The following is a 14,682-nucleotide window of genomic DNA, read 5'->3' on the forward strand; positions in this document are numbered from 1 at the left end:
TCAGAAGGTGTAGCCGATTTCCTGCGCGCGACCTTCGAGGTCGTCGAGCAGTTTCGCGAATGCGCGCAGCGGCGCGTAACGCTCGGCCACCTTGCGTGCATAGCCGATGAAGCGCGGCAGGTCGTTCATGTAGTGCGCCTTGCCGTCGCGGTAGTTGATGCGGCAGAACAGGCCGAGCACCTTGATGTGCCGCTGCAGCCCCATCCATTCGAGCTGGCGGTAGAACTCGCCGAAATCGGCATCGACCGGCAGGCCGGCCTTTTTCGCGCGCTCCCAGTAGTACACGAAGCAGTCGAGCTCGAACTCCTCGTCCCAGCTGAGGAACGCGTCGCGCAGCAGCGACACCACGTCGTACGTGATCGGGCCGTACACCGCGTCCTGGAAGTCGAGCACGCCGGGGTTTGGCTCGGCGATCATCAGATTGCGCGGCATGAAATCGCGCAGCATGAAGCTTTGCGGTTGCGCTCGCGCGCTCGCGATCAGCAGCGCGAACGTGCGATCGAGCAGGGTGCGCGTAGCGGCATCGACCTCGCGGCCCAGATGCCGGCCGATGAACCACTCGGGCATCAGTTCCATTTCGCGATGCAGGAAGGCTTCGTCGAACGGCGGCAGCACGTCTTCGCGCGAGGTGAGCTGCCAGCGGATCAGCGCGTCGAGCGCGTCGCGCATCAGCGTGCGAGCCGCGCGGGTGTCGCCCGCGGCCTGCGCGTCGGTCAGCGCGCCGAGGTACGACGCGGTGCCGAGATCGGTGACGAGCATGAAGCCCGCGTCGAAGTCGACTTCGAGCACGCGCGGCACGTGCACGCCGGCGGCTGCGAGCAATTGCGCGATCTGCGCGAATTCGCGGCATTTTTCGGGCGGCGGCGCGTCGACGGCGATCAGCGTGGCCGTGCCGTCGCCTTGCGGCGCCTTACCGGCGAGCCGGAAATAACGGCGGAAACTGGCGTCCGACGAGGCCGCAACGAGGGTGTCGGGCTCGAGCGCGTGACGCGCCGCGTGGCCTTGCAGCCAGGCTTTGAGCAGGGAGAGACGGGTGTCGGTGAAATCTTGGGTGGAAGGCAGCGTCATGAAAAGCGGCGGCAAATTCTTGGGGGCAACGTCTTGCCATATAATACCCCACGACTTTTTTGACGCGACTCACACGCCAGCTTTCGCGTGCTCCGTTTTACCGCCCGCCTTATCACTCGGCAAATTGGGAATCCAGACGTGCAGCCGACTCTCTCGGTCGCGGTGTGCAGGCGGTGGATCGTGACGACGAAAGCTTGCACACGGGTCGACTCGCCAAACGATACATGCCGCCCAGACAGCTTTCCGATACCACTCCTTCCTGTGCTGTAGTGCCGCGCAAAAGGCGGCTCGTCGCGGCGTTGATCGCCGTTCCGGGCCTGATGCCCGCGCTTGCGCACGCCCAGTTGGTGGGGGAAGCTGCGCAACCGCAGTCGGTCTACCCGCCGTGGGGCATGCAGCTCGCTCCGCAGCTCGAAGACCACCCGTTGCAAACGGGCCAGCGGCCGGCCACCTTCGTGCTCGGCGACCACGCGAGCGGCACGATCGACCAGGATCTCGCCGCCAAGGGCTCGGCGGAAGTGCGCCACAACACGGCCGTGATCAAGGCCGATGCGCTGCACTACGACCAGGACACGGACATGGCCGATGCGTACGGCAATGTCCACGTGATCAATACCGGCAATACCTTCATCGGACCCGAAGCGCACCTGCGCGTCGATTCGACCGAAGGCTTCATGACCGCGCCGAAGTACCACTTCACGCTGACGGGCGGCTCGGGCAGCGCGCAGCGCGTCGACCTGCTCGACGCCGAGCGCTCGGTGTTCACGAAGGGCACCTACACCGCGTGCGCATGCACGGACAATCCGGCCTGGTACATCAAAGGTAGCGAGTTCGATTTCGACACCGGCGCCGACGAGGGCGTCGCCTACAACAGCGTGCTGTTCTTCCAGGGCGTGCCGGTGTTCGCGTCGCCTTGGCTGTCGTTCCCGCTGTCGGGCGACCGGCGCAGCGGCCTGTTGCCGCCCACGTTCTCGCTGAGCTCGACGAACGGTCTCGAGCTGTCGGTGCCGTATTACTTCAACATCGCGCCGAATCGCGATCTGACGTTCACGCCGCGTCTGATCTCGAAGCGCGGTGTGCAGCTGCAGAGCACGTTCCGCTATCTGTCGCCGACGTATTCCGGTTCGATCACCGGCGAATTCTTGCCGGACGATCATCTGACGCATACGAATCGCTACGCGATTTATCTGCAGCACAACCAGAACTTCGGCGACGGCTTCGGCGGCTACATTTATTACAACCGGGTGTCGGACAACACGTACCCGGAAGACCTGTCGTCGTCGGTCAACCAGTTCATGAACGGCACCCAGCTCCTGTACCAACAGGAAGCCGGGTTGACCTACAACAACGGACCGTGGTCCGTGCTCGCGCGCGAGCAGCACTGGCAGACGCTGCAGCCGTCGGTCGCGCCTTACGGCCGCGAGCCGCAGTTGAACGTGAAGTACGCGAAGTACAACATCGGCGGCTTCGACTTCGGCGCCGAAGCCGACTATACGGACTTCCGCATCACCACCGCGGACCTGACCGAAGGCCAGCGGGTGCTGTTCAACCCGTACCTGTCGTATTCGGTGGTGGGGCCGGGCTACTTCGTCACGCCGAAGGTGCAGTGGCACTTCGCGTCGTACAACCTGAACAACATCGGCACCGACCTGAACGGCGTGCCGAACCCGCAGAAGAATTTCACCGAGTCGATCCCGACCTTCACGTTCGACACGGGGCTGATATTCGAGCGCTCGGTGCGCGTGTTCGGCGAGGATTACATCCAGACGCTGGAGCCGAGGCTGTACTACGTGTACACGCCGTACCGCAACCAGAACAACGCGCCGCTGTTCGATACCGCGGAATCCGACTTCGGGCTCGCGGAAATCTACACGCCGAACACGTTCGTCGGCAACGACCGGATCGCCGACGCGAACCGCATAACCGCGGGTCTCACCACGCGCTTCATCAACCCGGCCACCGGCGATGAACGCGCGCGCTTCGTGATCGCGCAGCAGTACTTTTTCCAGGATCAGCGGGTCACGCTGCAGCCCACGCAAACGAGCGCGCAGGCCACGCACTCGGACCTGATCGCGGGGGCGTCGATCAAGCTGGGCGCCGGTTTCGCCTCGGAAACCGCGTTCCAATATAATGCGGACAATAACCAGCTCACGAAGACGAGTGTCGGCTTCGGGTTCAGTCCGGAGAGCGGCAAGGTCATCAACGTCGCGTACCGCTATACGCGCGCCAACACCACGCTCGACAACCAGCCGATCAATCAGGTGCTGATTTCGGGCCAATGGCCGCTGTCGCACCGGATGTTCGGTGTCGGCCGGTTCAATTACGACCTGAATGGCCACCGCATCGTCGACGGCCTGGTCGGCCTGCAATACGACGCGGACTGCTGGACGCTCGGCGCCGGCATCCAGCGCTATGCGAACGGCCTGAACACGTCGGGACAGACTCAGTCGAGCACGCGTTTTCTGGCGCAGTTGACGTTCAAGGGTCTGTCGAGCGTCGACAACGGACTGATGGCCGCCTTCCGCACCAGTGTGGCCGGCTATACGCCGTTGCCGCCGCCGCCGCCGCCGGAGTCGCGGTTCACCAACTACGAATGACGGTCGCCCGGTCATTCATGGCTTGCGAAAAGACGGGCGAAGCGCCCGACATCATTGGAGTATCTGTGGCAATCATGAAACAGCTTCGCTTGGCAATACTCGCGGCGGGTCTCGTCGCCGCGGCGTCCTTCGTTCCAGTCGCGTCGGTACAGGCGCAGGCATTGGGCGGCAATAACGGCCAGACGGTCGACACCATCGCCGCGGTGGTCAACAACGGTGTCATCACGCAGCGCGAACTCGACCAGCGGGCCGGCCTGATCGCGCACCGCCTGAACCAGCAGAACGCCCCGGTGCCGCCGATGGACCAGTTGCGCCAGCAGGTGCTCACGCAGATGGTGCTCGAACGCATCCAGCTGCAGAAGGCCAAGGAAGACGGCATCACCATCGACGACACAGCCGTGCAGCGCACGCTCGAACGTCTCGCGCAGGCGAACAACATGTCGCTCGAAATGTATCGCGCGCGTATCGAGGCGCAAGGCGTGCCCTGGTCCACCTTCATGAACGACGCGCGCACGGAGTTGACGCTGTCGCGTCTGCGCGAGAAGGAAGTGGACAGCAAGATCACGGTGACGGACGCCGAGGTCGCGAACTACATCGCCAGCCAGCGCGGGCCGGGCGTCGGCCAGACGAACGATCTGCACATCCAGCACATTTTCGTGAAGGCGCCGCTGAACGCGCCGGAGACCGACATCGAGGCGGCGCAGAAGAAGGCCGAGGGGCTGCTTGCCGAAGCGAAGGGCGGCGCGAATTTCGAAAAGCTCGCGAAAGCCAATTCGCAGGCGCCGGACGCGTCGAAGAACGGCGGCGATCTCGGCTTCCTCCCACCGTCGAAGCTGCCGCCCGAGATCGTGAAGGCCGCGTCGACACTGCGTCCGGGTGAAGTCAGTCCGGATCTGATCCGCACCAACGACGGCTTCGAAATCGTGCTTCTGGTCGAGCGCCGCGCCGGCCAGGGCACCAGCGCGGACGCACCGAAGCTCGTGCAGACGCACGTGCGTCACATTCTGCTGCGCGTCGGCGACGGCCTGTCCGAACCGCAGGCACGCCAGAAGCTGCTCGACATCCGCAGCCAGATCGCCGCGGGCGGCGACTTCGCGAAGTTCGCGCGGACCTACTCGCAGGACGGCTCGTCGTCGCAAGGCGGCGACCTCGGCTGGATCAGCCCGGGCGAGACGGTGCCCGAGTTCGAGCGCGCAATGAACTCGCTGCAGGACGGCCAGATCAGCGACCCGGTGCGCAGCGAATACGGCTACCACCTGATTCAGGTGCTCGGCCGCCGCGACGCGGAAGGCTCGATTGCTCAGCAGATGGATCTCGCGCGTCAGGCCATCGGCCAGCGCAAGGCGGAACAGGCTTACGCCGACTGGCTGCGTGAGCTGCGCGACACCGCGTACGTCGACGTGAAGCCGACCACGGCGAGCGTGCAATAACGGAGCCCATGCCATGACGAGCGCTGCCCAGTCCACCCACCGCCCGCTGCAGATCGCGATCACGACCGGCGAGCCCGCCGGCGTCGGTCCCGAGCTGACCGCGCAGGCGCTGGCTGGCGCCGCGGCGCACTGGCCTCACGCGCAGTTCAGCGTGCTCGGCGATGCGCAGCTGCTGGCTGAGCGGGCCCGCGCGGTCGGCGTCGATTGGGCCGCGTTGCTCGCGCAGGGCCCGCGCGTGCGGCTCGAGCATCACTCGCTTGGCGCACCCGTGCGGGCAGGCAAGCTCGACGCCGCGAACGGCCGTTATGTGCTCGATCTGCTCGATGCGGCGATCGACGGCGCGGTGGCCGGCAGGTTCGACGCGATCGTCACCGCGCCGCTGCAAAAAAGCACGATCAACGACGCCGGTGTGCCGTTCACCGGCCACACCGAATATCTGGCCGAGCGCACCCATACCCCGCGGGTCGTGATGATGCTCGCGGGCACCGGCAAGCGGCCGCTGCGCGTGGCGCTTGCGACCACGCATCTGCCGTTGAAGGACGTGTCGGCGGCCTTGACGATCGAAAGCCTCGTCGCGACGCTGCGCATCGTCGATCACGACCTGCGCCATCACTTCGGTTTGCCCGCGCCGCGCATCCTCGTGACGGGGCTCAATCCGCACGCGGGCGAAAACGGCTATCTGGGCCACGAGGAAATCGACGTGATCACGCCGGCGTTGCAGCTGGTGAACGGCGAGGGCATCGACGCGCGCGGTCCGTATCCGGCCGACACGCTGTTCCAGCCGCGTTATCTCGACGAAGCCGACTGCGTGCTCGCGATGTTCCACGACCAGGGCTTACCGGTGCTGAAATTCGCGACGTTCGGCGAAGGGATCAACGTCACGCTCGGCCTGCCGATCATCCGCACGTCGGTCGATCACGGCACCGCGCTCGATCTGGCCGGTACCGGCCGCGCCGACGCGGGCAGCCTGATGGCCGCGATCGACACGGCGGTGTCGATGGCGCAACATCGTCGCGTGGGCTGAAGCGCGGGCGATGTGAGCGGGTGCGGTGCGCGTGACGCGCCGTGTGGCGTCGTATTTCCGCCGTGACGTCTTTCATTCTCAAGTAGTTTTCTTTCTAGCGTTTCTCCGATGTCCACCAGCAGACAGCAAGGCCGGCACCAGGGCCATCTCGCGCGCAAGCGTTTCGGTCAGAACTTTCTGGTCGACATGGGCGTGATCGATTCGATCGTCGACGTGATCCGGCCGCAGCGTGGCGAGCGCATGGTCGAGATCGGTCCGGGCCTCGGCGCGCTGACCGAACCGCTGATCGAGCGGCTCGCGACGCCCGAGGTGCCGCTGCACGCGGTCGAACTCGACCGCGACCTGATCGGCCGTCTGAAGACTAAGTTCGGCGACCTGCTCGAACTGCACGCGGGCGACGCCCTCGAGTTCGACTTCGGCTCGCTCGCGGCACCTGGCGAGAAGGCGTCGCTGCGCATCGTCGGTAATCTGCCGTACAACATTTCGAGCCCGCTGCTGTTTCATCTGGCGACGTTCGCGCATCGGGTGATCGATCAGCACTTCATGCTGCAGAACGAGGTGGTCGAGCGGATGGTCGCGGAACCGGGCACGAAGGCGTTCAGTCGCCTGTCGGTGATGCTGCAATACCGCTACGTGATCGACAAGCAGCTCGACGTGCCGCCCGAGTCATTCCAGCCGCCGCCGAAGGTCGATTCGGCGATCGTGCGGATGATCCCGTACGAGCTGCACGAACTGCCGGTGGTCGACGAGAAGGTGCTCGGCGAGGTGGTGACGGCGGCGTTTTCGCAGCGTCGCAAGATGCTGCGCAATACGCTGTCGGCGTTTCGCGATACCGTCGATTTCGACGCGCTCGGCTTCGATTTGCAACGCCGCGCGGAGGACGTGCCGGTCGCCGAATACGTGAGCGTGGCGCAGGCGGTCGCGGCACGCTCGGCCGCCGCGCCGGAATAATCTCGACGCTCGACTGCGGCCGGGTGCCGCCGACGAGCCGCTTATCGTTTTTTCGCCGGGGCGTTGACGAGCGCGATGCCGGTCAGCACCAGCAGCGCGGCGATCAGAAAGCGCGCGCTGAACGATTCGCCGAGCAGCAGCACGCCGAAGGTGACACCGAATAGCGGCGTCAGAAACGAAAACACTGACAGCCGCGACGCGACGTAACGCGTCAACAGCCAGAACCACAACAGATAGCTGACGAACGCGACGATCACGGCCTGATAGGCGAGGCTCGCGAGCGCCAGCGGCGTCACGCTTTCCACGCGCACCTCGCCGAGCCCGAGCGCCAGCGCGAGCAGCACCACCGCCGACACCGTCAGCTGATAGAACAGCGTCTTGCTCGCGCTCGTCTGCGCGAGCCGCGACCCGCGCACGACCACCGTGGTGGCGGCCCATGCGATGCCGGCGAGCACGCCGAGCGCATCGCCGGCAGCGCCCGCGAGCGTCGAGCCGTGGGCGGCGCCGGCAGCCGCGACGACGCCCGTGTGCAGGAAGCCATCCGCGAACGCGAGCGCCATCCCCGCAAACGCGACGCCGATGCCGAGCCATTGGATGCGCCGCATGCGTTCGCCATCGACGAACCAGTGCAGGCCGAGCGCCGTGAAACACGGCGCCGTGTACAGAAACACCGCCATGCGCGATGCGCTCGTCAGCGTCAGGCCGAAAAAGATGCAGACGAACTCGGCCGCGAACAGCACGCCGGCGAGCAGTCCCGCGCCGAGCGTACCGTCGTCGCGAAAGAGCGGCGTGCCGCGCGAGCGCGCCCATGCCCATACGAGCACCGCCGCGATCGTCGAGCGCAGCCCCGCCTGAAAGACCGGCGGCACCGTCGCATTGGTGGTCTTGATCGCGACCTGCTGCAGTCCCCAGATTGCGCACAGGCCGATCATCAACAGGATCGCGAAGCTATCGGGGGCGCGGCGCGCGTGCAGGGCGGTGGTCGTGCTCATGAGCGATGTGGGGCGACGTGGAGAGGGCGCGTGAGCCGGTCGGCCCGGTGCGCGGCAAAGGCCATACGATAGCAAACCTGCCTGCGCCAGCCGAAGCCCTGTCTTCTACGCGAGCCTGTGCGAGGCCGCGAGTCCTTTGCCGGATTGACGACTTGGGGAGTCGTCCGGCGTCAAATCCCTGCATGCAAGGTGAGGCTGGGCACTATTTCATCGTTGTGGCGCCCAGCCCCGGACTTGTCAGTCGACGCGTCCCTTCTTCTGAATCAGCTCGATCTTGTACCCGTCCGGATCGGCAACGAAGGCGATGACAGTCGTGCCGTGTTTCATGGGTCCCGCCTCGCGAGTCACGACACCGCCGCGCTTTTTCACTTCTTCGCATGCCGCATAGGCGTCGTCGACCTCGAGGGCGATGTGGCCGTAGCCGTTGCCGAGGTCGTACTTGCTCGTGTCCCAGTTGTGAGTCAGTTCGATCGCCGCGCCTTCGGATTCGTCCTCGTAACCGACGAATGCGAGGGTGAACTTGCCGTCCGGGAAGTCGCTCTTTCGAAGCAGGCGCATGCCGAGCACTTCGGTGTAGAAGCGGATCGATGCGTCGAGATCACCGACTCGAAGCATGGTATGCAAGATTCGCATGAGTAATCCTTTGATGGTTTGTCGATAAATGCACTGACTTGAGGCAATTGTAAATGATTGCCCCATACCTTGAGCGAGGCCGCGCGGGCCAGTCGCGGCGCAGCTAACCCGCTGCGCGTCATCGAGACCTTCAATTTCGCATATTCGAACAAAAAAGACGCGGCAATAGGTGTTGTGTCCAGTTGCCCGATTGATATTAGTGTCCAAAACTCAGTATCAATCCGGTTTGTCAGATAACAGTCTGATATACCGGACAAGCGATGCGTGACCCGGCGAATTTCGAGCGTGCCGAAAGGTGCTGAAGCCGATTCGTCCGCTCCGGAATCCTCCTCTCCGCTTAGGACCCTGCCCATGAAACTTGCCCAACGAGGCGCCAAAGCCGCCTTTCTGTTCGCTGTTGCTGGATTGATCGCCATCACGGGCTGCACCAAGGTTGCCACGCCGGGGCAGGGTGCCGCGGCATCCCCTTCGACGCTTCAGGGCGTATTGCAGCGAGGCACGCTGCGCGTCGGCGACTGCCTGACGTTCGCGCCATTCGGGTTCTACAACAAGGACGGCCAGCCGGATGGCTATGACGTGGACCTCGCAAAGGAACTCGCGAAGCAGATGGGCGTGAAGCTCGAGGTCGTGAATACGACGAGCGCGAACCGGATTCCGAATCTGCAGACCAGCAAGGTGGACGTCGTGTTCTGCAACTTCACGCGCAATCTGGAGCGCGCGAAGGTGATCGAATTCACGACTCCCTACGTGGTTGCCAGCGAAGCGCTGCTGGTCAGAAAAAACAGCGGCATTCAGTCGATCAAGGACATGGGCGGCCGCACGATTGCGACTGTCAAGGGCTCGACCAATGGCGACGAAGTCCGCTCGCTGAATATCCCGATCAAGATTCAGGAATACGACAGCTCGCAGGCCGCCATTCTCGCCGTCAAGCAGGGGCAGGCCGACGCGATGATCGAGGACAACAACTTCCTCGCCTATCAGGCCAAGCTCGATCCTGAGCTCGCGGTCACGAACGAAGCGCTGGTCCCGCTCGAATACAACGCGTTCGGCGTCAAGGCCGGCGATCAGGAATGGCTCAATTACCTGAATCTGTTCCTCTTCAACATCAATGCGTCGAAGCTCAACGCGCAGCTCTACAACAAGTGGTTCGGCACCGATCCGCGCTACCCGCTCAATCCGCAGTTCTGAGGAGCGGGAGATGCCGATATCTGATGACACCCGAACGGTGGGGAGTACGCGATGAGTTACGAGTGGCTGACCTTGTGGGGCTACGTGCCCGAGTTTTTGAGCGCGAGCTGGCTGACCTTGCAGGTGACCGTGCTGGCATTCGTGTTGGCGGTCGTGCTCGGTCTGCTGACCGCGGTTGCCAGTGCGTCTGCGCTCGCGCCGATTCGGTGGATTGCCCGTGGCTACGTTGAAATCATCCGCAATACGCCGGTTCTGCTGCAGATCTTCATCGTCTTCTTCGGGCTGCCGTCGGCGGGTATTTCGCTCGACGCATACTGGGCGGGCGTCATCGCACTCGGCCTGAACGTGGGTGCTTACCTCTCGGAAGTGTTCCGCGCCGGCATCCAGTCGGTGCCGCGCGGTCAACTCGAGGCCGCCGGCATTCTCGGGCTCGAGCGCGCGCAGATCTTCGCCGAGGTCGTGCTGCCGCAGGCCACGCGCGCGGTCTATCCGGCCATCGTCAACTACCTGATCCAGTTGCTGCTCGGCACCTCGCTGCTGTCCGCGATTGCGTTGCCGGAGTTGACCGGTACGGCGACCGTGATCAACTCGCGCACGCTGCTCTACCTTCAAACATTCAGCGTGACGCTGGTCGCGTATCTCGTGCTCAGCAACGTACTGTCCTGGCTCGCGGGCCAGCTCGGCGCGCGACTCTTTCATCCTCCCCTCGTCATGCCGGCGCGCAACGGTTTCGGGAGAGGTTTCATGCGCCGAACGAAGCGGGCCTGATTCCCGGATTGGAGTTGGATCATGTCAGTCGAATTACTGCAAACCAGTCTCTCGATCCTGCTGCAGGGTCTGGTGACGACGCTGTTGCTATCCGTTGCGGCCATCGTGGGCAGCACGCTGATCGGCCTTTTCGCCGCGGTGTTGCGCTCGTTTGGACCGTGGGGCACGCCCCGCATTGCCAGGCTGTATACGGAGCTGTTTCGCGGCACGCCCGTGCTGATCACGCTGATGTTCATCTATTTCGGCGTGTCGTACTTCGGTTATGCGATCGATGTGTTCGCCGCGGGCGTGATTGGCTTGAGCGTGTACCAGGGCGCCTACATCGCCGAGATTTTCCGCTCAGGGATCGAGTCGGTACCGAAGGGGCAATGGGAGGTCTCGCAGATTCTCGGCCTCACGCGGGCTCAGGCGTTCTCGTTCGTCGTGCTGCCACAGACCGGAAAGATCGTGCTGCCGCCTCTCATCGGCCAGTATCTGTCGCTCATCAAGGACACGTCGATCGTCAGCATGATCGGCATGTCCGAGCTGATGCACGGTGGCCAGGCCATCGTCGACCGGGTCGGAAAGCCCGTGGAGATCTACGGACTCGTCGCACTCATTTACTTCGCCGTGTGCTTCCCGCTCTCGCAATGGGTACGCCACCATGACCGCAGGAGATTGTCGTGAGTAACCAAAGCCAACCCAAACCCATCATTTCACTGACGGGCGTCAGTAAAGCATTCGGTTCGACCCGCGTGTTGAACGAAATCAATCTCGAGGTCCGCCCGGGTGAAGTTCTGGTGCTCATCGGCGCGTCCGGCTCGGGCAAGAGCACCGTGCTGCGAATCATGGCGGGACTGGAGACGACCGATTCCGGCGAGGTCTGGGTCAACGAGGTGCCGTTGCATGATCCGCGTCGCGCACGCGAGATTCGCGGCCACGTCGGCATGGTCTTCCAGCAGTTCAATCTGTTTCCTCACAAGACCGCACTCGGCAATGTCACGCTCGCGCTCATCAAGGCGCGCCGCATGAGTCCGGCGGACGCGCGCAAGCGCGCCATGGACGTGCTCGACCGCGTCGGGCTCGCGGACCGCGCGGAACACTATCCGAGCCAGCTGTCGGGCGGTCAGCAGCAGCGCGTGGCGATTGCGCGAGCGCTCGCGGTCGAGCCCGGCATCATGTTCTTCGACGAGGCGACGTCCGCACTGGACCCGGAGCTGGTCGGCGAAGTCACCGAGGTGATGCGCGGACTTGCGCGCGACGGCATGACGATGGTCGTCGTCACGCATGAAATGGGCTTTGCCCGCAAGACCGCCGATCGCGTCGTGTTCATGGACAAGGGCGTCATCGCCGAGCAGGGCGAGCCGGAACAGATCTTCGTCAATCCCGCGAACGACCGCACCCGGCAGTTTCTGCATCGAGTTCTCGACCATTGACGCAGTGCGGCCTGAAAGTCGCTTTCGCAGGTCTGCTGCGCGATACACTCACGTCGCTTGAAAGACAACCGGTCGGATGAACGCTTTACGGGGTGAATGCATGGCTGTTACAGAATCGTCACGGGCAAGAGGCGTGGATCGCGTCATCGCGATCTTCCGGCAATTGCATATCGCCCAACGCCCGCTGACGATGCGCGAGTTGATCGAGGCAACCGGCGCGCCGCGCTCGAGCATTTACGAGCTGGTGGCGATTCTCGCGGAGGTGGGCTGGCTCGAGACGGCCGCGGATGGAAGCGTGTTCTTCGGGCGCGAGATGCACTACTACGGGTCCGACTATGCAACGCACAACGATCTGATCAGCCGCGCGCATCAATCCATTCTGGCATTGGTGAGGAAGTACGACGAGACCACGCAACTGTGCATGCTGGAAGGCAACAAGTACGCGGTCGTGTTGTCCGAGCACAGTGCCCGGCCATTCAACATCAGTTCGGATATCGGCGTGAGAGTGCCGATTCCGTGGACCGCCACCGGCCGTCTGCTGCTAGGTCACCTGAACGCCGACGAGATTCGCGCGCTCATTCCGGCCGAAGATTTCATCCTCGACAACGGGGTGAGTATCGGATTCGACGAATTCCTGAAGGACGTGCAGGTCGCCAAGGAACAGGGCTACTGCTGCACGGAAGGACTTTCGAATGCGTTCAGGCTTTGCATGGCGGCGCCGATTCGCGATCGCGCGGGCCTGCCGATCGCAGCGCTGTGTTTCATGACCGGCCGCGACACGAGCCCGGACAGACGCGGCGCGATGCTCGACGATGTTTTGCAGTCCGCGAAGGCGCTCTCGCAGAGATAGCGTCGTGCGTGCGATGCGCGGCAGGGCGGTTTCCTGCCCTGCCTCAAAGCGTCGGCAACAACTCCGGCGGATGCGACTTCAGTGTCTGCCGCGCCTCGCGGAATTCCGGAAAAATCGATTCGACCGTCTGCCAGAAGCGCGGACTGTGATTCATCTCGCGCAGATGCGACAGCTCGTGCGCGACGACGTAATCGATGATTGACAGCGGAAAATGAATCAGCCGCCAGTTCAGGCGGATCTTGCCGTCGCTCGAACAACTGCCCCAGCGCGTCGCCGCTGAAGACAACGCATACGCGCGGTAGTTGACGCCGAGCTTTTGCGCGTAAATCGCCAGACGCTCGCCGAACAGCCGCTTCGCCTCGCCTTGCAGCCAGCCCTGCACGCGATCCTTGATCTGCTGCGGATCGGCCTGCGACGGCAGCGGCAATTGCAACACCGCGTGCTCGGCGCTGAACGCGAGCATGCCGCGCGGCGCGCCGAGCGTCACGCGCACCGGCTGACCGAGGTAGGGCACTTCGGCGCCGTCTTTCCAGTCGATCTTCGGCAATGCGCGCTGCTCGACGCGCGTTTGCCATTCGATCAGCTTCGTAAAAATCCAGCGTTGTTTTTCGGTGATCGCGGTCTCGATATCGGCAAGCGTGACCCAGCGCGGCGCGGTGATCGTGAGACCGGTGCTGTCGATCGCAAAGCCGATCGAGCGGCGCGCGGAACGCTTGAGCGCGTAGTGCAGCGTACGTGATCCGATGGTGAGACTGCGCAGCTTGCTGCCGTCTGGCGCGAGCGGCGCGGCCGGCGACATGACTGGCGCCGAGTCGGACGCGGAAGGTGAAGGAGACGACGACGTCGACCCCGGCTCGGCGAAGAGCGGGAGATCGAGCTGCCGGTTTTCGAGCGCCGCGGCGGGCTGCGGCGTGGGAGACTTCTGCATCGGCTTCGCTTCGCGCAATACGCCTTCGGACTTCGAGGGCGTGGCGCGTCAGATGGGAGCGGCGGCGGAACCGTTAGCCGCCGCGCTATAGGCAGTCGGATCGATGCGGCGCATTTCGGCTTCGATCCACTGTTCGACGCGCGTGTTCACTTCGTCGGGCGTGAGCCCCGTCGTGTCGAACGGCTTGCCGATCGACACCGTGACTATACCCGGATATTTCGTAAACGAGTTGCGCGGCCACACGCGGCCCGCGTTGTGCGCGATCGGCACGACGGGCGCGCCGGTCGCGATCGCGAAGCGCGCGCCGCCGGTCTTGTACTTGCCCTGCTTGCCGGTCGGCGTGCGCGTGCCTTCCGGAAACATGATGACCCATGCGCCTTCGGCCATGCGCGCCTTGCCCTGATTGATGACCGATTCGAACGCGTATTTGCCTTCCTTGCGGTTGATGTGAACCATCTTCAGCATGCCAAGCGCCCAGCCGAAGAACGGCACATACAAAAGCTCACGCTTGAACACATAGCACAGCGGGCGCGGCATGATCGCCGGAAACGCGAGCGTCTCCCACGCCGACTGATGCTTCGACAGCAGCACGGCCGGGCCGTTGGGCAGATTCTCGAAACCTTCGATGCGATAGCGGATGCCGTTCAGGTAGCGCACCGTCCACAGCGTCAGACGACACCAGCCGGCCGCCATCCAGTAGCGCCTTTCCGCGCGCAGGAACGGAAACGCGATGAAGCACGCGGTCGCGTACGGCACGGTGACCACAACGAAATAAATCAGCAGCAGCAGGGAACGGATAAAGCGCATCGGTGTGGTCGGTGAGTGTGGGGAGCGCGCG

Annotated in this window: 14 protein-coding genes; 9 read left to right on the forward strand and 5 right to left on the reverse strand. The window is 63.9% G+C overall.

The window, feature by feature from the left end:
• On the reverse strand, nucleotides 1–1,068 hold the full coding sequence (locus tag L0U84_RS01980) for an aminoglycoside phosphotransferase family protein (RefSeq protein WP_233847050.1): 1,068 nt from the start codon (nucleotides 1,066–1,068) through the stop codon (nucleotides 1–3).
• 224 nt (nucleotides 1,069–1,292) lie between these two features.
• Here L0U84_RS01980 and L0U84_RS01985 point away from each other — a divergent pair, with 224 nt between their 5' ends.
• From L0U84_RS01985 to rsmA, 4 genes are all read left to right on the forward strand, one after another.
• Nucleotides 1,293–3,665 (forward strand): LPS-assembly protein LptD, encoded by a 2,373-nt coding sequence (locus tag L0U84_RS01985; protein WP_233847052.1) that lies wholly within the window; start codon nucleotides 1,293–1,295, stop codon nucleotides 3,663–3,665.
• A gap of 65 nt (nucleotides 3,666–3,730) precedes the next feature.
• A complete protein-coding gene (locus tag L0U84_RS01990) occupies nucleotides 3,731–5,095 on the forward strand; it encodes a peptidylprolyl isomerase (RefSeq protein ID WP_233847054.1) in 1,365 nt (454 codons plus the stop codon).
• A gap of 13 nt (nucleotides 5,096–5,108) precedes the next feature.
• Nucleotides 5,109–6,119: a 4-hydroxythreonine-4-phosphate dehydrogenase PdxA gene (gene pdxA / locus L0U84_RS01995; protein ID WP_233847063.1), complete on the forward strand. Its 1,011-nt coding sequence runs from the start codon at nucleotides 5,109–5,111 to the stop codon at nucleotides 6,117–6,119.
• A gap of 108 nt (nucleotides 6,120–6,227) precedes the next feature.
• The gene (gene rsmA, locus L0U84_RS02000) at nucleotides 6,228–7,070 is read left to right on the forward strand and encodes a 16S rRNA (adenine(1518)-N(6)/adenine(1519)-N(6))-dimethyltransferase RsmA (protein ID WP_233847065.1); all 843 of its coding nucleotides are present in this window, start codon (nucleotides 6,228–6,230) and stop codon (nucleotides 7,068–7,070) included.
• A 41-nt stretch (nucleotides 7,071–7,111) separates the two neighbouring features.
• Here rsmA and L0U84_RS02005 read toward each other — a convergent pair whose 3' ends face one another.
• Nucleotides 7,112–8,062 carry a DMT family transporter gene (locus L0U84_RS02005; protein ID WP_233847081.1) on the reverse strand — a complete coding sequence of 317 codons (951 nt, stop codon included), beginning with the start codon at nucleotides 8,060–8,062 and terminating at the stop codon, nucleotides 7,112–7,114.
• 237 nt (nucleotides 8,063–8,299) lie between these two features.
• Entirely contained in the window at nucleotides 8,300–8,695 is a 396-nt protein-coding gene (gene gloA / locus L0U84_RS02010) for a lactoylglutathione lyase (RefSeq protein WP_233847083.1), read from the reverse strand.
• Between the two features lie 351 nt (nucleotides 8,696–9,046).
• On the opposite strand from gloA, the gene L0U84_RS02015 reads away from it, so the two are divergent.
• The 5 genes from L0U84_RS02015 (at nucleotide 9,047) to L0U84_RS02035 (ending at nucleotide 12,916) form a co-directional block, all read left to right on the forward strand.
• Nucleotides 9,047–9,883, forward strand: coding sequence for an ABC transporter substrate-binding protein (locus L0U84_RS02015; protein ID WP_233847084.1), 837 nt, complete (start codon nucleotides 9,047–9,049; stop codon nucleotides 9,881–9,883).
• Nucleotides 9,884–9,934: 51 nt separating this feature from the next.
• On the forward strand, nucleotides 9,935–10,651 hold the full coding sequence (locus tag L0U84_RS02020) for an amino acid ABC transporter permease (RefSeq protein WP_233847086.1): 717 nt from the start codon (nucleotides 9,935–9,937) through the stop codon (nucleotides 10,649–10,651).
• 21 nt (nucleotides 10,652–10,672) lie between these two features.
• A complete protein-coding gene (locus L0U84_RS02025; protein WP_233847088.1) occupies nucleotides 10,673–11,317 on the forward strand; it encodes an amino acid ABC transporter permease in 645 nt (214 codons plus the stop codon).
• Entirely contained in the window at nucleotides 11,314–12,066 is a 753-nt protein-coding gene (locus L0U84_RS02030) for an amino acid ABC transporter ATP-binding protein (RefSeq protein WP_326491151.1), read from the forward strand. The genes L0U84_RS02025 and L0U84_RS02030 overlap by 4 nt, the downstream gene beginning before the upstream one ends.
• Nucleotides 12,067–12,166: 100 nt before the next feature.
• Nucleotides 12,167–12,916, forward strand: coding sequence for an IclR family transcriptional regulator (locus tag L0U84_RS02035; RefSeq protein WP_233847090.1), 750 nt, complete (start codon nucleotides 12,167–12,169; stop codon nucleotides 12,914–12,916).
• 43 nt (nucleotides 12,917–12,959) lie between these two features.
• Here the strand turns inward: L0U84_RS02035 and L0U84_RS02040 are convergent, their stop codons facing one another.
• Entirely contained in the window at nucleotides 12,960–13,844 is an 885-nt protein-coding gene (locus L0U84_RS02040) for a M48 family metallopeptidase (protein WP_233847092.1), read from the reverse strand.
• A 48-nt stretch (nucleotides 13,845–13,892) separates the two neighbouring features.
• A complete protein-coding gene (locus tag L0U84_RS02045; RefSeq protein WP_233847094.1) occupies nucleotides 13,893–14,651 on the reverse strand; it encodes a lysophospholipid acyltransferase family protein in 759 nt (252 codons plus the stop codon).
• Nucleotides 14,652–14,682: the final 31 nt, after the last annotated feature.

This window comes from Paraburkholderia sp. HD33-4, from assembly GCF_021390635.1.
Classification (GTDB): domain Bacteria; phylum Pseudomonadota; class Gammaproteobacteria; order Burkholderiales; family Burkholderiaceae; genus Paraburkholderia.